Annotated in this window: 19 protein-coding genes; 9 read left to right on the top strand and 10 right to left on the bottom strand. The window is 73.0% G+C overall.

What is annotated here, in order from left to right; all coding sequences use genetic code 11:
* Positions 1-119: 119 nt before the first annotated feature.
* The 4 genes from ACZ6ZN_RS10420 (at position 120) to ACZ6ZN_RS10405 (ending at position 4,060) form a co-directional block, all read left to right on the top strand.
* A complete protein-coding gene (locus tag ACZ6ZN_RS10420) occupies positions 120-1,502 on the top strand; it encodes a glycine--tRNA ligase (protein ID WP_363118706.1) in 1,383 nt (460 codons plus the stop codon).
* 133 nt (positions 1,503-1,635) lie between these two features.
* Positions 1,636-2,250: a LysE family translocator gene (locus ACZ6ZN_RS10415; protein ID WP_469644905.1), complete on the top strand. Its 615-nt coding sequence runs from the start codon at positions 1,636-1,638 to the stop codon at positions 2,248-2,250.
* A gap of 185 nt (positions 2,251-2,435) precedes the next feature.
* The gene (locus ACZ6ZN_RS10410) at positions 2,436-3,440 is read left to right on the top strand and encodes an aldo/keto reductase (protein WP_469644902.1); all 1,005 of its coding nucleotides are present in this window, start codon (positions 2,436-2,438) and stop codon (positions 3,438-3,440) included.
* 26 nt (positions 3,441-3,466) lie between these two features.
* On the top strand, positions 3,467-4,060 hold the full coding sequence (locus tag ACZ6ZN_RS10405; protein WP_451877166.1) for a TetR/AcrR family transcriptional regulator: 594 nt from the start codon (positions 3,467-3,469) through the stop codon (positions 4,058-4,060).
* A 386-nt stretch (positions 4,061-4,446) separates the two neighbouring features.
* Here ACZ6ZN_RS10405 and ACZ6ZN_RS10400 read toward each other — a convergent pair whose 3' ends face one another.
* Entirely contained in the window at positions 4,447-5,898 is a 1,452-nt protein-coding gene (locus ACZ6ZN_RS10400; RefSeq protein ID WP_469644898.1) for an MFS transporter, read from the bottom strand.
* A gap of 78 nt (positions 5,899-5,976) precedes the next feature.
* Here ACZ6ZN_RS10400 and dusB point away from each other — a divergent pair, with 78 nt between their 5' ends.
* Entirely contained in the window at positions 5,977-7,110 is a 1,134-nt protein-coding gene (gene dusB, locus ACZ6ZN_RS10395) for a tRNA dihydrouridine synthase DusB (protein WP_398111464.1), read from the top strand.
* On the opposite strand, the gene ACZ6ZN_RS10390 is transcribed toward dusB, so the two are convergent.
* The gene (locus tag ACZ6ZN_RS10390) at positions 7,111-8,961 is read right to left on the bottom strand and encodes an alkaline phosphatase family protein (RefSeq protein ID WP_451877163.1); all 1,851 of its coding nucleotides are present in this window, start codon (positions 8,959-8,961) and stop codon (positions 7,111-7,113) included.
* A gap of 699 nt (positions 8,962-9,660) precedes the next feature.
* Here ACZ6ZN_RS10390 and ppdK point away from each other — a divergent pair.
* Positions 9,661-12,408 carry a pyruvate, phosphate dikinase gene (gene ppdK / locus ACZ6ZN_RS10385; protein ID WP_398111462.1) on the top strand — a complete coding sequence of 916 codons (2,748 nt, stop codon included), beginning with the start codon at positions 9,661-9,663 and terminating at the stop codon, positions 12,406-12,408.
* A 141-nt stretch (positions 12,409-12,549) separates the two neighbouring features.
* On the opposite strand, the gene ACZ6ZN_RS10380 is transcribed toward ppdK, so the two are convergent.
* The 5 genes from ACZ6ZN_RS10380 to ACZ6ZN_RS10360 all read right to left on the bottom strand — a co-directional run bounded on the left by ACZ6ZN_RS10380 (position 12,550) and on the right by ACZ6ZN_RS10360 (position 18,694).
* Positions 12,550-13,068, bottom strand: coding sequence for an NUDIX hydrolase (locus ACZ6ZN_RS10380; protein WP_451877162.1), 519 nt, complete (start codon positions 13,066-13,068; stop codon positions 12,550-12,552).
* A gap of 113 nt (positions 13,069-13,181) precedes the next feature.
* Entirely contained in the window at positions 13,182-14,339 is a 1,158-nt protein-coding gene (locus ACZ6ZN_RS10375) for an alkaline phosphatase PhoX (protein ID WP_469644896.1), read from the bottom strand.
* A 187-nt stretch (positions 14,340-14,526) separates the two neighbouring features.
* Positions 14,527-14,877 carry a nitrite reductase small subunit NirD gene (gene nirD, locus ACZ6ZN_RS10370; RefSeq protein WP_469644894.1) on the bottom strand — a complete coding sequence of 117 codons (351 nt, stop codon included), beginning with the start codon at positions 14,875-14,877 and terminating at the stop codon, positions 14,527-14,529.
* Complete coding sequence (gene nirB / locus ACZ6ZN_RS10365) at positions 14,874-17,480, bottom strand: nitrite reductase large subunit NirB (RefSeq protein ID WP_469644892.1); 2,607 nt, start codon at positions 17,478-17,480, stop codon at positions 14,874-14,876. Before nirB ends, nirD begins: the two co-directional genes overlap by 4 nt.
* Entirely contained in the window at positions 17,480-18,694 is a 1,215-nt protein-coding gene (locus tag ACZ6ZN_RS10360) for an NAD(P)/FAD-dependent oxidoreductase (protein WP_469644889.1), read from the bottom strand. The genes nirB and ACZ6ZN_RS10360 overlap by 1 nt, the downstream gene beginning before the upstream one ends.
* Before the next feature lie 158 nt (positions 18,695-18,852).
* On the opposite strand from ACZ6ZN_RS10360, the gene ACZ6ZN_RS10355 reads away from it, so the two are divergent.
* Positions 18,853-19,635: a sulfite exporter TauE/SafE family protein gene (locus ACZ6ZN_RS10355; RefSeq protein ID WP_451877157.1), complete on the top strand. Its 783-nt coding sequence runs from the start codon at positions 18,853-18,855 to the stop codon at positions 19,633-19,635.
* A 161-nt stretch (positions 19,636-19,796) separates the two neighbouring features.
* On the top strand, positions 19,797-20,039 hold the full coding sequence (locus ACZ6ZN_RS10350) for a hypothetical protein (protein WP_469644886.1): 243 nt from the start codon (positions 19,797-19,799) through the stop codon (positions 20,037-20,039).
* Positions 20,040-20,078: 39 nt separating this feature from the next.
* Here the strand turns inward: ACZ6ZN_RS10350 and ACZ6ZN_RS10345 are convergent, their stop codons facing one another.
* Positions 20,079-20,981: an NAD(P)-dependent oxidoreductase gene (locus ACZ6ZN_RS10345; RefSeq protein WP_469644884.1), complete on the bottom strand. Its 903-nt coding sequence runs from the start codon at positions 20,979-20,981 to the stop codon at positions 20,079-20,081.
* Positions 20,982-21,085: 104 nt separating this feature from the next.
* Here ACZ6ZN_RS10345 and ACZ6ZN_RS10340 point away from each other — a divergent pair, with 104 nt between their 5' ends.
* Positions 21,086-21,478 (top strand): winged helix-turn-helix transcriptional regulator, encoded by a 393-nt coding sequence (locus ACZ6ZN_RS10340; RefSeq protein ID WP_451877154.1) that lies wholly within the window; start codon positions 21,086-21,088, stop codon positions 21,476-21,478.
* On the opposite strand, the gene ACZ6ZN_RS10335 is transcribed toward ACZ6ZN_RS10340, so the two are convergent.
* Together ACZ6ZN_RS10335 and ACZ6ZN_RS10330 are read right to left on the bottom strand one after the other, a co-directional pair.
* Positions 21,416-22,072: a class F sortase gene (locus ACZ6ZN_RS10335; RefSeq protein ID WP_469644882.1), complete on the bottom strand. Its 657-nt coding sequence runs from the start codon at positions 22,070-22,072 to the stop codon at positions 21,416-21,418. The two genes, ACZ6ZN_RS10340 and ACZ6ZN_RS10335, sit on opposite strands and share 63 nt — an antisense overlap.
* A gap of 129 nt (positions 22,073-22,201) precedes the next feature.
* Positions 22,202-22,723, bottom strand: a complete 522-nt coding sequence (locus tag ACZ6ZN_RS10330) for a hypothetical protein (protein WP_469644879.1) — start codon at positions 22,721-22,723, stop codon at positions 22,202-22,204.
* Positions 22,724-22,755: the final 32 nt, after the last annotated feature.

Genomic DNA, 22,755 nt, shown 5'->3' with positions numbered 1-22,755 from the left:
GGGCCTTGAGGTCCGCAGAGCGGGAGCGATTTGATTGAGGGGGCGCCCCCGCCGGTAACCTGAATCATTCGCTGGAAGCAACCTGCTCCGTCGCCCGTCGTCGTAATGAAGAGAGCACCGTGGCCGCCGACAAGATCGACACCATCGTCAGCCTGAGCAAGCGCCGTGGCTTCGTATTCCCCTGTAGTGAGATCTACGGCGGTCAGCGCGCCGCTTGGGACTACGGCCCCCTCGGTGTCGAGCTCAAGGAGAACCTCAAGCGCCAGTGGTGGCGCTACATGGTGACGTCCCGCGAGGACGTCGTGGGTATCGACTCGTCCGTGATCCTGGCTCCCGAGGTCTGGGTCGCCTCCGGCCACGTCGCCACCTTCACGGACCCGCTGACCGAGTGCACCTCCTGCCACAAGCGGTTCCGTGCGGACCACCTGGAGGAGGCCTACGAGGCCAAGCACAAGCGCCTGCCGGAGAACGGCCTGGCCGACGTCAACTGCCCCAACTGCGGCAACAAGGGCCAGTTCACCGAGCCCAAGCAGTTCTCGGGCCTGCTGTCCACCCACCTCGGCCCCACGCAGGACTCCGGCTCCGTCGCCTACCTGCGCCCCGAGACCGCGCAGGGCATCTTCACCAACTTCTCGCAGGTGCAGACCACTTCGCGCCGCAAGCCGCCGTTCGGCATCGCCCAGATGGGCAAGTCCTTCCGCAACGAGATCACGCCCGGCAACTTCATCTTCCGCACCCGCGAGTTCGAGCAGATGGAGATGGAGTTCTTCGTCAAGCCGGGCGAGGACGAGAAGTGGCAGGAGTACTGGATGGAGCAGCGCTGGAACTGGTACACCGGCCTGGGCCTGCGCGAGGAGAACATGCGGTGGTACGAGCACCCGAAGGAGAAGCTCTCCCACTACTCCAAGCGCACCGCCGACATCGAGTACCGCTTCCAGTTCGGCGGCAGCGAGTGGGGTGAGCTGGAGGGCGTGGCCAACCGCACGGACTACGACCTGGGCGCCCACTCCAAGGCCTCCGGCCAGGACCTGACGTACTTCGACCAGGAGGCCGGCGAGCGCTGGACCCCCTACGTCATCGAGCCCGCGGCCGGTGTCGGCCGCGCCATGCTGGCGTTCCTGCTGGACGCGTACGTCGAGGACGAGGCGCCCAACGCCAAGGGCAAGCTGGAGAAGCGCACCGTGCTGCGCCTGGACCACCGCCTCGCGCCGGTCAAGGTCGCGGTCCTGCCGCTGTCCCGCAACCCCGAGCTGTCCCCGAAGGCCAAGGGCCTGGCCCAGGCGCTCCGGCAGAACTGGAACATCGAGTTCGACGACGCCGGCGCCATCGGCCGCCGCTACCGCCGCCAGGACGAGATCGGTACGCCGTTCTGCGTGACCGTGGACTTCGACACGCTCGAGGACAACGCGGTCACCGTCCGCGAGCGCGACTCGATGAAGCAGGAGCGCGTCTCCCTCGACCAGATCGAGGGTTACCTGGCGGCCCGCCTGGTCGGCTGCTGACGCCTCTTCCCCGTACGACGGTGCCGGGTCCCTCCCGAGGGGGCCCGGCACCGTCGCGTTGTGCGGATTGGCCCCTCAAGTGGGGTGCCCATTGGTCCTGTTGCCGTGAGATTCGCGGCGCGAGGGTGGGGCCATGAGCCTCGCCTTCCTGCTGACCACCCTGATCGTCGTCGCCACGCCGGGCACCGGCGCCCTCTACACCCTTGCCGCGGCGCTCTCCCGCGGCCCGCGCGCCGGTGTCGTCGCGGCCGTGGGCTGCACGCTCGGCATCGTGCCCCACCTGCTGGCCACCGTCACGGGCGTGGCCGCCCTGCTGCACGCCGGCGCGACCGCCTTCCAGGTGTTGAAGTACGCCGGCGTCGCCTATCTGCTGTACATGGCCTGGGCCACCCTGCGCGACAGGGACGCCCTCGCCGTCGAGGAGGGCGAGGCCGCACCCCCGTCCGCACGGCGGGTGATCATGCGGGGCGTGCTGATCAACATCCTCAACCCGAAGCTCACGGTCTTCTTCTTCGCGTTCCTGCCGCAGTTCGTGAGCCCCGGGGAGCCCCGCGCGGTGGTCCGCATGGCCGGGCTCGGCGGGGTGTTCATGCTGGCCACCTTCCTGGTGTTCGCCGCGTACGGGCTGCTGGCCGGGGCGGTGCGCGGCCGGGTGCTGGGCCGACCGCGGGTCATGGCATGGCTGCGCCGGGGTTTCGCCGGGTCGTTCGTGGCGCTGGGCGCGAAGCTCGCCACGACGGCCCGGTAGCGGAGCGACGGCGCCGGCGAGGACGGGCGCCGTCGCGGACAAGCACCGGCGAGGACAAGCACCTGGCGAGGACAAGCGCCGGCGAGGACAAGCACCTGGCGAGGACAAGCACCGGCGGAGGGATGCTGACAAGTATCGAATGACAGATATTGAAATCTGTCAGCTGTCATGCCATCGTGGAGGGCATGACGATGCGAACGCGTTCCCTCGGAACCACCGGCCCCCGGGTCTCCGCCCTCGGTCTCGGCTGCATGGGCATGTCCGCCCTGTACGGCGAGGCGGACCGGGCGGAGTCCGTCGCGACGATCCACGCGGCGCTCGAAGCGGGCGTCACCCTCCTCGACACCGGCGACTTCTACGGCATGGGCCACAACGAGCTGCTGATCGGCGAGGCCCTGCGCGCCGCCCCCGCCGCCCGGCGCGAACAGGCCCTGGTCAGCGTCAAGTTCGGCGCCCTGCGCGGCCCGGACGGCAGCTGGTCGGGCTACGACGGCCGGCCCGCCGCGGTGAAGAACTTCGCCGCCTACTCCCTCCAGCGGCTCGGCGTCGACCACATCGACGTCTACCGCCTCGCCCGGCTGGACTCCGACGTGCCGGTCGAGGAGACGGTCGGCGCGATCGCGGAACTGGTCGAGGCGGGGTACGTGCGGCACGTCGGCCTCAGCGAGGTCGGCGCCGCCACGATCCGCCGGGCCGCCGCCACCGCACCGATCTCCGACCTCCAGATCGAGTACTCCCTGATCTCCCGCGGCATCGAGGCCCAGGTCCTGCCCACCACACGCGAACTGGGCATCGGCGTCACGGCGTACGGGGTGCTCTCCCGGGGGCTGATCTCCGGTCACTTCACGGCCGACCGGCAGCTGGGCCCGGGCGACTTCCGCGCGATGTCGCCCCGCTTCCAGGGGGACAACCTCCGGCACAACCTGCGCCTCGTGGACGCGCTGCGGAAGATCGCCGAGCAGAAGGGCGTCAGCGTCGCGCAGATCGCGATCGCCTGGGTGCTCTCCCGCGGCGAGGACATCGTGCCGCTGGTCGGCGCCCGCCGCCGCGACCGGCTGGACGAGGCCCTGGGCGCCCTGGACATCGCCCTCGGCGAGGCCGACCTCGCCGCGATCGAGGAGGCCGTGCCGGCCGGGGCGGCCGCCGGCGAGCGCTACCCGGCGGCCCAGATGGCGCACCTCGAGAGCTGAAACGGGCTCCGGGTACGGTCGGGGGCATGGCACCGACCAGCGAGACCCTGACCGCCGAGCGCATCCTCGAAGCGACGGAGGAGGTGCTGCGCCGCCACGGGCCGGCCAAGGCCACCGTGGTGGACGTGGCCCGCGCGCTCGGTGTCAGCCACGGCAGTGTCTACCGGCACTTCCGTACCAAGGCGGCGCTGCGCGAGGCGGTCACCAAGCGCTGGCTGGACCGCACCTCCCGCGAGCTGTCCGGCATCGCCGCCGCGGACCGCGATCCCGAGGCGCGGCTGCGGGACTGGCTGGGCGCGCTGTTCGCCGCCAAGCGCCGCAAGGCGGGCGACGACCCGGAGCTGTTCGCCACCTACACGGTCCTCACGGACGAGGCCGGCACGGCGGTCGGCGACCACATCGCCGACCTGACCGCCCAGTTGGCCGCCATCGTGCGGGACGGGGTGGACGCCGGGGCCTTCGCCGCCGCCGACCCCGAAGCCGCCGCCCGCGCGGTCTTCCACGCCACCGGCCGCTTCCACGACCCCGGTCACGCCCGGGAGTGGACGGAGCCGGGCGCCGAGGCCGACTTCACGGCCGTCGTCGACCTGCTGGTGCGGGGACTGCGGCGCGCGGCGTAGGAAGGCGCGCCGACCTCGGTCCGGCCGTCGGGTCCACCGTCGCCTGATGGGCCTCCAGCAGGTGCTCCTCGGCCGTCAGGCCGGGCAGCAACGGGGCGGCGGTGCGCCAGCCGCAGGTGTCGCACCGGAGGGTGCGCTGCCTGCCGGTGCGCCGCACGCGCACCACGTGCCGCCGCCCGTGCTGGTCCCACCGGCAGACGCTGCCCGTGTCGGTCTGCGTCATGACGCCCCCCGTGTCGCGCTCGGCTGCTCACGGTCCCTCCGCGGCACCGGAACTGCTACCCCGGCGACGCGCCCTCAGGCCACGCGGCGCGCATCGGGCGTGCCGCGGGGGATTCGCCCGCCGCTCCGGACGCGGGCGCCGGAGCCGGGCCGAACAGCCCGTGTCAGGCGCGCTCCGCTGTCGCCACCACGTCCCGCACCTCCGCCGGCCGCAGCCGCTCCGCGGCCCGTTCGGCGCTGCGCCGAGCCCACCGGCCCGTCGTCAGCGCGCCCAGCGTCAGCACCGCGAAGCCGCACGCCGCGAGGATCCACCAGCCGGGCCGGGCGGCGGAGACGAACGCGGCGCGGTACGAGGACGCCCCCACGCCAGCCGCGAGCACCGCGCCCACCACGGCCACGCCCAGCGTCTGCCCCAGCTGGCGGCTGGTGGAGGCGACGGCCGCCGCGACGCCCGCCTGGGCGCGGGGCATGCCGGACACGGCCGTGTTGGTGATGGGCGCGTTGACGAAGCCGAAGCCGACGCCGAACAGGACGTAGCCGAGGAAGAGCGTGGTGTTCGACGTCTCCGCCTCGAACGCGGCGAACAGCACCCCGCTCACCGTCATCGCCGCGCCCGCGATCAGCAGGGGCAGGCGAGGACCGCGCGTGCCGACCAGGCGGCCCGACAGCGGGGCGCACAGGAACGTCGGCACCGCCATCGGCAGCATCCACAGGCCCGCCTCCAGTGCCGTCAGCCCGCGTACGCCCTGGAGGTACAGCGTGGACAGGAACAGGAACCCGCCGAGCGCCGCGAAGGCGCTGACGGCGACGACCGTCGCCCCGCTGAACGGCGCCGAGCGGAAGAACCGCAGGTCGATCAGCGGTTCCTCGCGGCGGGGCTCGTACAGCAGCAGGCCGGTCAGCGCGGCCAGGGCCACGACGGCCAGCGGGGCGATGGACGCGAAGGACGTGCTCGGCGCCTCGATGATCGCGTACGTCAGAGAGCCGAACAGCGCGATCACCAGCACCTGGCCGACCGGGTCGGGGCGGCGGGCCCGGGGCGCGCGGGACTCGGGGACGAAGCGCAGGGTGAGCAGCAGGGCGGCCAGTCCGACCGGCAGGTTGATCCAGAAGATCGAGCGCCAGCCCACCGACTCCACCAGCACGCCCCCGACCAGGGGACCGGCGGCCATCGAGAGGCCGACGACGGCACCCCAGGCGCCGATCGCCCGGGCCCGCTCGCGCGGGTCCGTGAACGTGTTGGTGATGATCGACATGGCCACCGGGTTGAGCATCGAGCCGCCCACCGCCTGCACCATCCGGAACGCGACCAGCGCCTCGAGGTCCGGTGCGAGGGAGCACAGGACCGAGCCGAGGGTGAAGACCACCAGGCCCGCCATGAAGACCCGCTTGCGGCCGATCCGGTCGGCGGTGGAACCGGCGAGCATCAGCAGCGAGGCCAGGACGAGGGTGTACGCGTCGATCGTCCACTGCAGGCCCGAGGTGCTCGCGTGCAGGTCCCGCTGCATGGCCGGCAGGGCCACGTTCAGGACCGTGTTGTCGAGGCTCACGATCAGCAGGCTCATGCAGCAGATCGCGAGCACCAGCATGCGGCGGCGGGGACCGGGTTCGGGCATGGGGTCCATCGTACGCCGATTTCGATAGTGTGCCTAACTAACGAACTTTACCCGTTCATTGCACGGCACAATGGAGGAATGTCCACGCCCCTCCAGATCGGCCCGCACACCGTCCGGCCCCCCGTCGTCCTGGCCCCGATGGCCGGCATCACCAACGCTCCCTTCCGCACCCTGTGCAGGGAGTTCAGCGGGGGCAAGGGCCTGTTCGTCAGCGAGATGATCACCACCCGGGCCCTGGTCGAGCGCAACGAGAAGACCATGCAGCTCGTCCACTTCGACGCGAGTGAGCGGCCCCGGTCCATCCAGCTCTACGGCGTCGACCCGGCGACCGTCGGCAAGGCCGTCCGCATGATCGCGGAGGAGGACCTCGCCGACCACATCGACCTCAACTTCGGCTGCCCCGTGCCGAAGGTCACCCGCAAGGGCGGCGGCTCGGCCCTGCCGTACAAGCGGAACCTGCTGCGCGCCATCCTGCGCGAGGCGGTCAGCGGCGCCGGCGATCTGCCGGTGACGATGAAGATGCGCAAGGGCATCGACGACGACCACATCACCTACCTCGACGCCGGCCGGATCGCCGTCGAGGAGGGCGTCACCGCCATCGCGCTGCACGGCCGCACCGCCGCCCAGCACTACGGCGGCACCGCCGACTGGGAGGCCATCGCCCGGCTCAAGGAGCACGTGCCGGAGATCCCCGTGCTGGGCAACGGCGACATCTGGTCCGCCGAGGACGCCCTGCGCATGGTCCGCGAGACCGGCTGCGACGGCGTGGTCGTCGGCCGCGGCTGCCTGGGCCGGCCCTGGCTCTTCGCCGACCTCGTGGCCGCCTTCGAGGGCCGCACCGAGGACATCGCCCGGCCCGCCCTGCGCGAGGTCGCCGACGTCATGGTCCGGCACGCCACCCTGCTCGGCGAGTGGATCGGCGACGAGTCCAAGGGCGTCGTCGACTTCCGCAAGCACGTCGCCTGGTACCTGAAGGGCTTCGCGGTCGGCTCCGAGATGCGCAAGCGTCTCGCGATCACCTCGTCCCTGGAGGAGCTGCGCTCCGGCCTGGACGAACTCGACCTCGACCAGCCCTGGCCCGCCGGCGCCGACGGGCCCCGCGGCCGCACGTCCGGCAACAACCGCGTGGTGCTGCCGGACGGCTGGCTGAAGGACCCCTACGACTGCGCCGGCGTCGGCGAGGACGCCGAACTCGACACCTCCGGCGGCTGATCAGCCCGTCGAGGGGTGCGGTGTGGAGCCGAACGCCTTCAGGAAGCGGTCGCGGAAGGAGTCCATCCGCCACACCGGTGCGTCGTGAGCGGGCCTGAGGCCTTCCGTCCAGCGCCAGTCGGCGACCTTGTCCAGGACCTTCGGGTCCTTGGCGACGATCGAGACCGGTACGTCGCGTGAGGCGTGGTCGCCGCTGACCCGGGCGATGGGCTGGTGGTCGCCGAGGAACACCAGGACGGTGTCGTCGGTGCCGTAGCGCTCCAGCCATTGGGTGAGGCTGGTGACGGAGTACTGGATGGACCTGCCGTACTCCTCGCGGGACCTGGCGGTGTCGGTGATGACGTCCGAGGCCCTGTTGCCGGCCCGCTGGATCGCGTCGAACACCGAGCCGTCGCCGAGTTCGTCCCAGCCGACCAGCTTCGGGATCGGGGCCCAGGGCTGGTGGCTGGAGGTGAGGATGACGAGGGACATCAGCGGCTTGTCCCGCTCCCTGCCGTGCACCCGCCGCTGGAACGCCTCCAGGGCGTACTGGTCCGGCATGGTCGACCAGCTGAACTTCGGCCCCCGGTAGCCCAGGTCGAACGCGTCGTAGACCTGGTCCAGGCCGTACCACTTCTCCTCCGGCCAGCCCTTCTGCACGCCCGGCATCACGCCGACCGTGTCCCAGGCCCCGGTCCGCTGGAACGCCTTGGTGAGGGTGAGGTGCTCGCCCGCGGTGACCGTGCGGTAGCGGCGCTGGTTGTCGATCCACAGGCCGGACATGGCCGTGGAGTGACCGAGCCAGCTGCTGCCGCCGTACGTCGCCGAGGTCAGCCAGCCGCTGCGCGCCGCGAAGCCGGCCTCGCGCAGCGCCGCGGTGCTCGCGTCCAGGGTCCGGTCGACGCCGGGGGCCATGACCGGGTCCTCGACGGCGCTGCGCCCGTAGCTCTCGATGAAGGTGAAGATCACGTCCTTGCCGCGCAGATCGGGCAGGAGCTCGCCCGGCGGGGTGTCGCCGAAGGTGTCGGCCCGGGCCTCCTTCGCGAACGCGGCCTCGTCCCGCAGCGAGTCGACCGTGCGCTGGGCGTGCACCCGCAGGGCCCCGGCGCCGCGTCCGGAGGCGATCGGGCCGCCCGGCAGCGTCAGGCCGAGAGCGGCGCACGCGACCCACGCGGTGCCCGCGAGCAGGACCCCCTTGGTGGACCGCGCCCGGTGGCGGGCCAGCACGCCGGACAGCCGGACCGCCGCCGCGACCAGGACAGCGGCGACCAGCAGCACGAGCACCACCGCCCCGACGGCGGCCGCGGTCGCCACACCCCCGCCGAAGGTGTCCCGGACGTACCCCTGGGCGTCCGGCAGCAGGTCCCAGTCGAGCGCGGCGTTGAAGCCCCGGCCGAGGTACTCGTTGAACCCCATGTCGAGGAGGTTGACCGTGGTCAGCACGGTCAGCCCCAGCCCGTACAGCACCGCGGCGGCCAGCCGGGGCCGCGGCGGCAGCACCAGCACCACGACGGCCCCGGCGACCGCCTCCACGGGGATCCTCGCGAAGCTGCCCGCGTGCAGCGCCGCGAGCCTGTTCGGCAGCAGCAGCGCCCCGAGGACGAGGGCCGCGGCCAGCAGGGTCGTGGCCAGGTGCAGGGCGCGGGCGGTCCCCGGGTGCCGGGCGCGCCAGGTGCGCAGGCGGGCCGCCAGGTGCCCGGGGAGCGACCGGGAGAGGGTGCCGCGCACCGCGCCCCCGTCCCGGGCCGCGACGGGCTCCCCGGCCGGGTCGCCCCCGCCCTCCCCGCTGCCTCCGGTCCCCGTCCCGGCCGCGTCCTCGGGTGGGCCGTCGCCCGGCTGGGGCGGCTCGTGGAAGCGTGTGAAGACAGGCACCCGGAGGTCCTTCCCGTGCGGAACGCGGCGAGGTGGCGGACCCGCGTGGGGGAACGGGTCCGCCACCGTTGCGTACGGGACGCCCACCAGGTGCGTTCAGCCCGCCGGGCCACGGCTCGGCAAACACCCGGCAAACCTCCGGCGGGACGGCGCGTGCACGGCGGCGACCGTCGCGCCCCTGCCGGACCGGGGGTCCCGGTGATCGCCGGGAATCCGGCCGGAACTCCCTCCCTCACCGGCGTGCGCGCAGTGCGAGCGGGCCGAGGGGCGGCGGCGCGTGTCCGGGGCGTGACCACGGTGTTCCCCGGCCGGTGACCCGTCCGCATGGTGAAATCCGGGCGGCTGTGGCAGCGTGATTCTCGCCACCCTTGATAAGGGCTGCGCTCAGATGAGCGGATCATGGGCGACTGCACTTCCTCAAAGGGTGGCACTCAGTGCCACCCTTTGATCGTTCATCGAGCGAAATCATATGTGCGCAAACTTCGCTCAGATGAGCGCTCAGAGGCTGGAGAGAAGTGTCTTGCGTTCAAGAAGTGAAAACATGCGGCTGCGATCGCTTGCTCAGCCTTGACTTTCGATCCGCTGGCGGACGAGTGGTTACAGGCGCATGACGCGCGAGTGGACCTCCCCAGACGCCTTTGATCTGGGTATGTTCCTCGCCGTCAGGGCAGCCACCGCGTCCTCGAGGAGTCGAGACCCGTGTCGGAAAACAAAGATCCCCACGTAGCTCAGCCGGGCCAGAGCGTTGAGGGCGTGAAGTTCGTCTACGACTTCACCGAGGGCAACAAGGACCTCAAGGACCTCCTCGGTGGCAAGGGCGCGAACCTCGCCGAGATGACCAACCTCGGACTGCCGGTTCCCCCCGGCTTCACCATCACCACCGAGGCCTGCAAGACCTACCTGGAGAGCGGCGAGGAGCCGGCGGCACTGCGTGACGAGGTGAGCGCCCACCTCGACGCCCTCGAGGCCCGCATGGGCAAGAAGCTCGGCCAGGCGGACGACCCGCTGCTGGTGTCGGTGCGCTCGGGCGCCAAGTTCTCCATGCCCGGCATGATGGACACCGTCCTCAACATCGGCCTCTCCGACAAGTCCGTGCAGGGCCTGGCCAGGCAGGCCGGCGACGACCGGTTCGCGTGGGACTCCTACCGGCGCCTCATCCAGATGTTCGGCAAGACCGTCCTGGGTGTGGACGGCGAGCTGTTCGAGGACGCGCTGGAGGCGGCGAAGGCGGCCAAGAAGGTCACCGTCGACACCGAGCTGGAGGCGGCCGACCTCAAGAAGCTCGTCACCAAGTTCAAGAAGATCGTCAAGACCGAGGCCGGCCGGGACTTCCCGCAGGACCCGCGCGAGCAGATGGACCTCGCCATCAAGGCCGTCTTCGACTCCTGGAACGGCGACCGCGCCAAGCTCTACCGTCGCCAGGAGCGCATCCCGCACGACCTGGGCACGGCCGTCAACGTCTGCTCCATGGTCTTCGGCAACCTCGGCCCCGACTCCGGCACCGGCGTCGCCTTCACCCGCGACCCCGCCTCCGGCCACCAGGGCGTCTACGGCGACTACCTGCAGAACGCGCAGGGCGAGGACGTCGTGGCCGGCATCCGCAACACCGTGCCGCTGGCCGAGCTGGAGCAGATCGACAAAAAGTCGTACGACCAGCTCATGCAGATCATGGAGACGCTGGAGAACCACTACAAGGACCTCTGCGACATCGAGTTCACCATCGAGCGCGGCGTCCTGTGGATGCTCCAGACCCGGGTCGGCAAGCGCACCGCGGGCGCGGCCTTCCGCATCGCGACCCAGCTGGTGGACCAGGGGCTGATCGACGAGGCCGAGGCGCTCACCCGCGTCAACGGCGCCCAGCTCGCGCAGCTGATGTTCCCGCGCTTCGACGAGAGCGCCAAGGTCGAGCAGGTCGGGCGCGGTATCGCCGCCTCCCCGGGCGCCGCGGTCGGCAAGGCGGTCTTCGACTCCTACACGGCCGTCAAGTGGTCCCGCTCCGGCGAGAAGGTCATCCTGATCCGCCGTGAGACCAACCCCGATGACCTGGACGGCATGATCGCCGCCGAGGGCATCCTGACCTCCCGCGGCGGCAAGACCTCCCACGCGGCCGTCGTCGCGCGCGGCATGGGCAAGACCTGTGTCTGCGGCGCCGAGGAGCTGGAGGTCGACACCAAGCGCCGCCGGATGACCGTCCCGGGCGGGCACGTCGTGGAGGAGGGCGACGTCGTCTCCATCGACGGTTCCTCCGGCAAGGTCTACCTCGGTGAGGTGCCGGTCGTGCCGTCGCCGGTCGTGGAGTACTTCGAGGGCCGGATGCACCCGGGCGCCGACGACGCCGACGAGCTGGTCGAGGCCGTCCACCGCATGATGGCCTTCGCCGACCGCAAGCGCCGCCTGCGCGTGCGGGCCAACGCCGACAACGCCGAGGACGCGCTGCGCGCCCGCCGCTTCGGCGCCCAGGGCATCGGCCTGTGCCGCACCGAGCACATGTTCCTCGGCGACCGGCGCGAGCTGGTGGAGCGGCTGATCCTGGCCGACACGGACGCCGAGCGCGAGGAGTCCCTCAAGCAGCTGCTGCCGCTGCAGAAGCAGGACTTCGTGCAGCTCTTCGAGTCGATGGACGGTCTCCCGGTCACCGTCCGCCTCCTGGACCCGCCGCTGCACGAGTTCCTGCCGGACATCACCGAGCTGTCCGTCCGCGTGGCGCTGGCCGAGTCCCGCCAGGAGCCGCACGAGAACGAGCTGCGCCTGCTCCAGGCCGTGCACCGGCTGCACGAGCAGAACCCGATGCTGGGCCTGCGCGGGGTGCGCCTCGGCCTGGTCATCCCCGGCCTGTTCACCATGCAGGTCCGGGCGATCGCCGAGGCGGCGGCCGAGCGCAAGGCCGCCAAGGGCGACCCGCGCGCCGAGATCATGATCCCGCTCGTGGGCACGGTCCAGGAGCTGGAGATCGTGCGCGAAGAGGCCGACAAGGTCATCGCCGAGGTCGAGGCGGCCTCCGGCGCGCAGCTGAAGCTGTCCATCGGCACGATGATCGAGCTGCCCCGCGCCGCGCTGACCGCCGGTCAGATCGCCGAGGCCGCCCAGTTCTTCTCCTTCGGCACCAACGACCTCACCCAGACGGTGTGGGGCTTCTCCCGGGACGACGTGGAGGCGAGCTTCTTCACCGCGTACCTGGAGAAGGGCATCTTCGGCGTCTCCCCGTTCGAGACGATCGACAAGGACGGCGTCGGCTCGCTGGTGAAGCTGGCCGCCCAGGCCGGCCGCGCGACCCGGCCCGACCTGAAGCTCGGTGTCTGCGGCGAGCACGGCGGTGACCCGGAGTCGGTCCACTTCTTCCACGAGGTCGGACTCGACTACGTCTCCTGCTCGCCGTTCCGCATCCCGGTGGCCCGCCTGGAGGCGGGCCGGGCCGCGGTCCAGTCCCAGGGCAGCGACCACCGCTAGCCGCACGGACCCGGAGCCGCCGTCGGTCCCCGACCCTCACCGATCGCGGCGGCTCCGGACCACGGGGGAGAGCGGGGGCGGCACCTTTTGTGCGGAGGTGCCGCCCCCGCTCTTCAGGCATGTCCACCCCCCGGGGGAGGCTCACACGGGCCGGCTCTCCCGCAGGCACACCACCGTGCCGGTCAGGGCCGCCGCGTGCAGGGCCGCCAGGGCGGGCAGCCCGGGCGACAGGGAGGCGCCGGCCAGGTCGCCCGGGGCGAACAGCCCGTCGTCGTCGTGCTCGGCGCTGCGGCGCACCGACAGCGGTGACGGGAGCCGGCCGCCGTGGAAGTAGAAGTCGATCACCGGCCCGGTGCCCAGCACGTCCGACCGGTGGTCGTAGCCGAGGAGCCGGGGCGCCTCGTCCAGCACGAGGCCGGTCTCCTCGCACAGCTCCCGGCGGGCCGCGGTGACGGGATCCTCCCCGTGGTCCAGCATCCCGCCCGGCAGCCCCCACATCCCCGCCCCGGGCTGGCCCGCGGCATAACGCAGCAGCAGCATCCGGTCCTCGGCGTCCAGGAGCAGGACGCAGGAGGCGGCGATGCTCTGCGGCAGTGTCCTCACCCACTCGGCACGGGGCAGGACGAGCGGTACGTCGGAGGCGGGCACGGTCGTGTCCACGGGTGGTGTCCCTTCCGTCGGCACGGCAGCCCGGACGGGCTGCCCGACCGGAGGAACGCCCGGGACCGCCGATGGTCACCGGCGGTCCCGGTGCAGGAGGGGGCGCACCGGGGTCACGCCCGGAACGGGCCCCGGACCTCGTAGGTGATGCCGCCCGAGGAGCTGCCGGACGTGCCGCGCTGGCTGGAGAAGTACAGGCGGGTGCCGTCGGGGGAGAAGGCCGGGCCGGTGATCTCCGAGCCGGACTGGCCCTCGACGCGCAGGAAGGGGGCGACGACGTCGGCGGGGGTGATGACGCAGATGTCCATCGTGCCCCCGTCCTCGGCGACGAAGAGGTCGCCGGAGGCGGCGCCGGTGACGTTGTCGACGCCGGTCAGGGGGGCGGTGCCGCCCGTCACCAGTGAGTCGTCGTAGGCGAGTTCGACGGTCTGCGCGGCCGCGTCGTACCGCCAGACGCGGTTGTCGCCCTTGGTGGTGAACCAGCACGTGTCGTTCGCGTAGTGGCAGCCCTCGCCGCCGTTGAAGCGCTTGGCGCCCGGGACCTGGTTGCGGGTGGCGGTCGCGCCGGACGGGTCGGGGACGCGGGACCAGGTGACCGGGCCGCTGGTGCCGCTGCCCGCCACCAGCACCTCCAGCGTGCCGGAGGACAGGTCGCCCCAGGTCGTCGGGCGGAAGCGGTAGAAGCAGCCGTCGGTGACGTCCTCCGTCAGGTAGACGACCCGCCGGACCGGGTCGGCCGCCGCCGCCTCGTGCTTGAACCGGCCCATCGCGTCCCGCCGCACCGCCGGCTTCACGCCCCACGGGTCGGTCTCGTAGACGTAGCCGCGGTCGACCTCCTCGCAGGACAGCCAGGTGTTCCAGGGCGTCCTGCCGCCCGCGCAGTTCTGCCGCGTGCCGGACAGGATCCGGTGCGCCCCGGTGATCGCGCCGGTGGCGGAGAACACCACCGCGCTCGCGCCGCCCGAGGGGTTGACCTCGGAGTTGGAGACGTAGATCCAGCCGGTGCCGTCGGCGTAGCAGGCGCCGCCGTCCGGGGCGGGGTGCCAGGTGTAGGCCGTGGCGCCGACCCGCTGGCCGGAGCGGGCCACGACCCGGCTGGTGAAACCGGCCGGGAGCCTGATGCCGTTGGCGTCGGGGGAACCCAGCGGGCCGTAGGGGCCGGCGCCGGGCTGGGCGGGGGCGGCGTACGCGGCGCCGCGCCACAGGGTTCCGCCCAGGGCGGCCGAGGTACCGCCGAGGACGGCCGCACGCAGGAGACTGCGACGTTCCACTCTCACTCCATCAAGTGCCGTACCGCCCCGCCGCCGGTCGACGGCGGGGTCGTGCTGGGAGCAGGGGAGGGCGGGAGGAACGCTAGGGTCGCCGGATTGACGGAGCATGGACAAGACATGGCGGCCGGGGGGCCGATCGCCCCCCGGCCGCGAGCCGTTCGTGATGCGTCCCGGTGGGGGACGCCCCTCAGGCGGCGCGCACCTCGTACGCCGCCACCCGGACCGCCTCGTCGTCCAGGCACTGGCCCGACGCCAGGTCGAAGCGCTGCTTCAGCAGCGGTGAGGCGACGAACGGGCGGCCCCGGTGGGTGCCCGTGAGACCGCGGGAGAGGACGGCCGCGCCCGTGAAGGGGTCGCGGTTGTCGATGGCGAAGAGCGCGCCGGTGCGGTCGCGGAAGAGCGCGGCCTGGCGCCCCCCGGGCAGCAGGGCCGCCACCCCGCGGCCCGGGAGCAGCGCGTCGAGGTCGCAGACCGCGAACCATCCCCCCGCAAGGCGGAGTTCGACCTTCAGATCGGTGGTCTCGGGTGCCAGGGTCATCGCTGGGCGCTTCCTTCCAGTACGTCGTCGGCGGGTCGCATGCCGAGGGAGAGCAGCGGCAGGTCGGGCTTCATCTGGTCGCGCTCCGGGACGAAGGCGACGACGGGGTCGGGGGTGTCCGGGGCGTTGACGAAGGACACGAACCGGGCGAGCTTCTCCGGGTCGTTGACGGTCTCGGCCCACTCGTCGCGGTAGTGCGCGACATGCGCCCGCATCAGCTGCTCCAGCTCCTCGCAGATGCCGAGCGAGTCGTGCACGACGACGTCCCGCACGTGGTCCAGGCCGCCCGGGATCCGCTCCAGCCAGGTCGAGGTGCGCTCCAGCCGGTCGGCCGTGCGGATGTAGAACATCAGGAACCGGTCGATGAGGCGCACCAGTTCGGCGTCCGAGAGGTCCTGCGCGAGCAGGTCCGCGTGGCGGGGCGTGGCGCCGCCGTTGCCCCCGACGTAGAGGTTCCAGCCGTTGGCGGTGGCGATCACGCCGAAGTCCTTGGACTGCGCCTCGGCGCACTCGCGCTGGCAACCGGAGACGGCCGACTTGAGCTTGTGCGGGGAGCGCAGCCCCCGGTAGCGCAGCTCCAGGTCGATCGCCATGCGTACGGAGTCCTGGACGCCGTAGCGGCACCAGGTCTGCCCCACGCAGGACTTCACCGTGCGCAGCGACTTGCCGTAGGCGTGGCCGGACTCGAAGCCGGCGTCGACCAGGCGGGCCCAGATCAGCGGGAGCTGCTCGACCCGCGCGCCGAACATGTCGATCCGCTGGCCACCGGTGATCTTCGTGTAGAGCCCGAAGTCGCGGGCGATCTCGCCGATGACGATCAGCTTCTCCGGGGCGATCTCGCCGCCGGGGATGCGGGGCACGACGGAGTACGAGCCGTTCTTCTGCAGGTTGGCCAGGAAGTGGTCGTTGGTGTCCTGGAGGGCGGCCTGCTCACCGTCCAGGACGTAACCGCTCGCGCCGATCGCCGGGGCGAGGGAGGCGATGATCGAGCCGACGGTGGGCTTGCACACCTCGCAGCCCTCCCCGCCCCGGGCCTCCTCGCGGCCGTACCGGTCGAGCAGCTCCCGGTGGCCGGTGATGCGCAGGGCGAGGACGATCTCGTACAGCTCCTCGCGGGTCTGGGAGAAGCAGCCGCACAGGCCCTTGTCGACCGTGACACCGTTCGCCTCCAGCTCGGCGTCGACGAGCTGCCCGAGGACCTTCACGCACGAACCGCAGCCGGTGCCGGCCTTGGTGCACTTCTTCACCTCCGGCACGGTCGTGCAGCGGTGGTCGGTGACCGCGCCGCGGATCGTGCCCTTGGAGACGTTGTGGCAGGAGCAGACGATCGCCTCGTCCGGCAGCGCCGACGGGCCGAGCGCGGCCGGCTGCCCGGCCCCGGCGGGCAGCACCAGCGACTCCGGCGGGACCGGCGGGACCGATCCGGTGAACGCCTTCAGCGTGCCGTAGGCCTCCGCGTCGCCGACCAGGATGCCGCCGAGCAGCGTGCCGTCGCGGCCGATGACCAGCTTCTTGTACAGGCCCGCCCGGGAGTCGGAGTACACCACGTCCAGGCAGCCCTCGGTGGTGCCGTGCGCGTCGCCGAAGGACGCCACGTCCACCCCGAGCAGCTTCAGCTTGGTGGACAGATCGGCACCCGTGAAGGACGCCTCGTCGGAGGCGATCGTGGCCGCCGCCGTCTCGGCCTGCTCGTATCCCGGTGCCACCAGCCCGTACACCCGGCCGTCCGCGGCCAGCGCGCACTCGCCGATGGCGAAGACGTGCGGGTCGGCGACCGTACGGCACTGCTCGTCGACCGCGATGCCGCCGCGCTCGCCGACGGTGAGGCCGCAGTCGCGGGCCAGCTGGTCGCGGGGGCGCACACCGGCGGAGAACACGACCAGGTCGGTGGCCAGTTCGGAGCCGTCGGACAGCTTCATGCCGGTGACGGCACCGTCCTCGCCGACGACGATCTCCTGCGTGCCGACGCCCGTGTGGACGCTCAGGCCCATCCCCTCGATGGTGCGCAGCAGCGCGGCTCCCCCGCCCTCGTCGACCTGCACGGGCATCAGCCGGGGCGCGAACTCCACGATGTGCGAGGTGAGTCCGAGGCCCTTCAGCGCGCCCGCGGCTTCCAGGCCGAGCAGGCCGCCGCCGACCACGGCACCGGTGGTGGCGGTCTTCGCGTACTCCTCGATGGCGAGGAGGTCCTCGATCGTCCGGTACACGAAGCAGCCTTCGGCGTCCTTGCCCGGGACCGGCGGCACGAACGGGTAGGAGCCGGTGGCCAGGACGAGGACGTCGTAGCCGACGACCTCACCGGAGCGGGCGGTGACCGTGCGGGCCGCCCGGTCCACCGAGACCGCCGGGTCGCCGACCCGCAGCTCGATGCCGTGGCCGGCGAGGAACCGCGGATCCGTCAGGGACAGGTCCTCGGGTGTGCGGCCGGAGAAGTACGAGGTGAGCTGGACGCGGTCGTAGGCCGGGCGCGGCTCCTCGCAGAGCACCACCACGCGGTGCGTGGCGGTCAGGCCGCGCTCGGCGAGCGCTTCGAGGAAGCGCTGGCCGACCATGCCGTGGCCGACGAGCACGATCGTGGGGGTCGCCCCCGGGGTGGCCGTCATCAGGAGCCTCCATCGTTGGTGAGCAGGTGGAGCAGCGGGCCGCCGGCAGGGAGCGGCTCTGCTCCCTCCCAGGCGCGGGCGAGCGTGCCGACGGTGCCGAGTTCGCCGACGAGGACCCCGCCGACCAGGCGGTCGTCGCGGACGACGACCTTGCGGTAGGTGCCCCGGGTGGCGTCGGCGAGCTGGACGACGTCGTCGCCCGGGAGCGCCTCCGTCTCGCCGAACGCGGCCAGGTCGAAGGGGCCGTCCCCGCCGGTCAGGGTGAGCCGGGTCAGGGAACGCGTGCCCGTGTAGCGGGCGGTGGGGTCCCCGGCCAGCGACCGGGCCAGCACCTCGGCCTGTTCGAGCGCCGGGGCGGCGAGTCCGTACAGGACGCCGTCGTGCCGGGCGCAGTCGCCGATCGCGTGGATGTACGGGTCGGAGGTGCGCAGTTCGTCGTCCACGACGATGCCCTTGCGCACGTCGAGTCCGGCGTCCTGCGCGAGACCGGTTCGCGGACGGACCCCGCAGGCGACGACCACCAGGTCGGCGTCGAGCGCGTACCCGTCGGCGAGTTCCACCGAGCGGACCGCGCCCGCCGCGCAGCGCACGTCCCGGACCCGGCACTCGGTGTGCACCTCGACGCCGAGGTCCGTCAGGTGCCGCAGCACCAGCCGTGAGGCGGCCGGGTCGAGCTGACGCTCCATCAGCTGCTCGGACTGCTGGGCGAGCACGACCTGGGCGCCGCGCAGGGCGAGGGCCCGGGCCGCGGAGACCCCGAGCAGGCCGCCGCCGACGACGACCGCCCGCGCACCGGGCCGGACGGCCTCGGACAGGCCCAGGCAGTCGTCCATGGTGCGGAACGCGTGGACGCCCTCGGGCAGTGCGCCGCCGCCGGTGAACAGCCCGCGCAGCGGCGGCAGGACGGGGTTGGAGCCGGTGGCGAGGACCAGCCGGCCGTACGCGATCCGGGAGCCGTCGTGGCAGACGACGGCCCGCCGCTCGCGGTCGATGCCGGTGACCCGGGCGCGCCGGACGTCCGCGGGGGCGGGCAGGGCGATCACCTCCGGGCTGTACCGCCCGGCCAGCACCTCGGCGAGCAGGACCCGGTTGTAGGGCCGGTGCTCCTCCTCGCCGACCAGCAGCGCGGGCGTGCCCAGCTCGCCGAGCCGCCGGGCGAGCCGTACGCCCGCCAGGCCGGTGCCGATCACCACCACACGCTCGTTCGAGGTCATGTCCCGAGCGTGCGGTGCCGGTGTTACCCGGCCGCATCCCCCCTGTTTCCCGCGGGGAACGCTGCCCTCAGCGGCGGCGCCGGGCCCGTGTGAGGGTTCCTGACGTGCGAGGACGGGGGGTGTGAGGCGCCGCCAGGGCGTCGCATAAGGTCGCCGTCATGCCCGACATATCGCTGACCATGATCGTCCTGCTCTGCGTCGCGGCCCTCGCCGCCGGGTGGATCGACGCGGTGGTCGGCGGGGGCGGCCTCCTGCTGCTGCCGGCGCTGCTGCTGGGCCTGCCGTCGCACACCCCCGCCGCGTACGCGCTGGGGACCAACAAGGCGGTCGCCATCGTGGGCACCACCGGCGCGGCGGTCACCTACGCCCGCAGGGCCCCGGTGGACGTGCGGACGGCGATCCGCATCGGGCTGGCCGCCCTGGCCGGGTCCTCGGCCGGGGCCTTCTTCGCCGCCGGGATGAGCACGGAGGTCCTCAAGCCGGTGATCATGGTGGTGCTGCTCGGGGTGGCCGCCTTCGTGATCCTGCGCCCGGCCTTCGGCACGGCCCCCGCGACCGGCCCGGCGGGCCCGCGCCGGATCCTTGCGGCGATCGGCCTGGCGGGCCTGGGCATCGGCTTCTACGACGGGCTCATCGGCCCCGGCACCGGCACCTTCCTGGTGCTGACCCTCACGGCCGTCCTCCACCTCGACCTCGTCACGGCCTCCGCCACGGCCAAGATCGTCAACTGCTGCACCAACGCCGGGGCCCTGGCCACCTTCGCCTGGCAGGGCACCGTCCTGTGGCAGCTGGCCGCCCTGATGGCCGTGTTCAACCTGGCGGGCGGCACCCTCGGCGCCCACACCGCCCTGAAGAAGGGCAGCGGCTTCGTCCGCGTCGTCCTGCTGACGGTGGTCTTCGCCCTGGTGGCGAACCTCGCGTACGAGCAGTGGGTGGCCTGACCGCTGCGGCCCCGCCGGCCGTTCGGGGCGCGCTGCGCGCCCGCCCTATCCGTGTGAAGCCGGAGGTGGGGGACGGCGCGCGGGACCCGGGCGGTGTGCGGCGCCGGTGCCGGCGACCGCTTGCCGGACGTACCCGCGCCTCTGTGCAGAAGGAGGCCGCCATGACAGTGGAGCGCGACCGGGGCGACGCCGTCCCGGCGGAGTTCGGCGGGCTGCTCGAGGAGTTCCGCAGCCTGCTGGAGAAGTACCCGGACGCCGCCGGGCACTTCTCGCTCGACTGTCACCCCGCCGGGCACGGGCAGGGTGCGGGCACGGCGGTGACGGCCGGGTTCACCCAGCCCGTCTTCGAGTGCTCGGAGATCGAGCCCGGGTTCGTCGTCTGCGAGCGCGTCGACGAGCAGTGAGCGGGCAGGCCGGCGGAGCACGCCTCGGCGGAACGGGCCTCAGGCGTCCACCCGGCGCCGCAGGTCCAGCAGTTCGATCGTCCCCGTGCCGTCCTCGTCGCCGTGGCCCTGGGCCAGCCGCCGTTCCATCAGCGCCATGAACGGGGTCAGCAGCTCCGCACTGACCCGCTGCTCCTGGGCCGTGCGCAGCAGGGTGGCGTTGCCCGCGACCTGCATCGCGAGGTTGGAGACCACACCCTCGGTGTAGTCGCCGCTCTCCAGGTGACCGGCGGTCCCGTGCACGGCCGGGGCCATCGCGGTCAGCCAGTCCGCGAGCAGCGGCGCGAAGTCGCGCGGTGCGACCTCCTCCGGGCGGATCAGGGCGAAGGCGTGCGTGATGCCCGCGAACATGCCGGTCATCGCGCTCAGCAGCGCCACGTCGTGCAGCGCGGCGAATCCCGGGTCGGCCCCCACGTAGCGGGTGCCCGCCGGGACGGCCAGGGTGGCGCGGTGGTCCCCGAACAGCCCGGGGGAGCCGCTGTAGAAGACGTAGCCACCGGACTCCGGGTCACCGATCATCGGCGGCACGGCCATGATCCCGCCGTCCAGGAACCGCGCGCCGCGCGCCTCGGCCCAGGCGCTGCGCGTGCGGGCCTCGCCGGGAGTGCCGGTGGTGAGGTTCACCAGGTCCCGCCCGGTGAGGTCGGCCCCGTCGAGGGCCTCGCCGACGGAGGCGTCGTCCAGCAGGCAGGCGATGACCAGGCGGCTCGCCGCGACGGCCGCGGCGGCGCTCGGTGCGACGGCCGCGCCCTCGGCGGCGAGGGCCTCGGCCCGGGCGGGCGTGCGGTTCCAGACGGTCACCGGATGCCCGGCGGCGAGCCAGGCCCGGGCCAGGGCGGTGCCCATGGCGCCGGTGCCCAGCAGGGTGAGAGGAGTGCGGGATGCGACTGCGTGGTCGGTCATGGCGTCTAGGCTCGCCGGAGGGGAGTGGCCGCTCAAGTAGGCACTTGGAAGTGGGTGGTTACTCCCGGGAAAGGGTCGAGGCAGCGCGAGCGGAGGAGTCGGGCATGGGGACGGCGGGCCGGCGGCCGGGGGCGTACGTGTGCGGGATCGACGCGGCGATGGACGTGATCGGCGGCAGGTGGAAGGTGCTGATTCTCTGGGCGCTGAACGAACGGCCCCACCGTTTCGGTGAGTTGCGCCGCGCACTGCCGGGCGTCACCGAGAAGGTGCTGGCCTCGCACCTCCGTGAGATGGAGGCCGACGGGCTGGTGCACCGCGAGGCGTACGACGAGGTGCCGCCCCGCGTGGAGTACTCGCTGACCTCCCGGGGCGGCTCCCTGAACGCCGCCCTGGAACCGCTGGGGGCGTGGGGGAGGGCCCATGTCCTCGGCGGGTCACCGGCTGCCGGTGAGGTGGGCGAAGACGACGACGTTCCCCCGGTACCCGGTGCCGCGTGACCAGCCGCCGCCGCAGGTGATGACCCGCAACTCGGGCCGCCGGGCCGGACCGTAGACCTTCTCGTCCGGGAAGTCGCGCGCGTCGTACACCTCGACGGCGTCCACGGTGAACACCGCGACCCGGCCGTCCCGGCGGTCCACCTCGATCGTGCTGCCCCTGGCGAGGGCGCCGAGGCGGTAGAAGACGGCGGGGCCGTCGGCGTTGTCGACGTGGCCCGCGACGATCGCGGTGCCCCGTTCGCCGGGCGTGGTGCCGGCCTCGTACCACCCGGCGAGGTCCGGGCGGGAGGCGGGCGGTACATCCAGGCTGCCGGTCCGGGTGAGGCCGAGCCCGGTCAGCGGGGCGTCCACCCCGATGGCCGCCATGCGCACGCGCCGGGGCGGCGACGGCGGCAGCGCGGGCGCCGACCGGTCCCGGACCTCCTTGCCGCCCCTGCCGTCCTGCCCGGTCCCGGCCTGCGCCGCGGAGGGCTGGGGCGGGCCGTGCGTCGTGGCGCCGTCGCGCAGCAGCCAGGCCCCGGAGCACAGGGCGAACAGCGTCACGGCCGTCAGGGCGGCGTTCGCGGGGCCGCCGGGCCGGGGGAACCTGGGCATACCCACCCCTTCCTCGACCCCCGGGCGCGGCGGGGGAGTTCGGCCCCGTTCCCCCTCCGGGCCGCGAGGGGCGTCGGACCCGGAGGGGGAGGGGCTGCGGTACCGGCGACGGACAGCGGAGGATGTCCGTCAGATCCCGTCGCCTCTCGCCCGGCGATGCAGGAGCCAGGTACCGCCCGCGGCGGCGACGGCCAGAGCCGTCACGCCGGCCGCGGTCTGCACGGGATCGGGGCCCAGAGCGCCACCGACCCCCGTCTTCACACTTCCTCGCGGGTGCACCTGCTCACGCGCCGGTGTCAGTGTGACCACCAGGTCGCCGGTGACCCGCCGCCCGCTCCCGGCGCACGTCGCGACGATCTCGTACGTGCCCGGCTGCGCGCCCGGCGGCACCCGGAACCGCCCGGTCGCGTCCTGCTCGTGCCGCCCCGCCGCGAGCGGCAGGGTCCCGGCGCCGACCGCGCCGGCGTCTCCCGTCGCCGTGCCCCCGGCACCACAGGCCGCCGTCCGGACGGTGACCTGCCCGCCGGGGACCACCGATGCCGGTGACAGCTCCAGCTCACCGGCCTGCGCGCCGTACGCGGGGGCGGCGGCCAGGGCCGCGGCGGCGACGGCGAGCGCGGCACCGGTCAGCGGGCGGGCGGTACGTCGCATCGGTGCTCCTTCGAGCGGTTCGGTCGGGCGCC

The organism is Streptomyces sp. NPDC053665 (genome assembly GCF_055585285.1).
The sequence above is the reverse complement of the archived record's forward strand: the minus strand, read 5'-3'. Positions and strand labels throughout refer to the sequence as shown.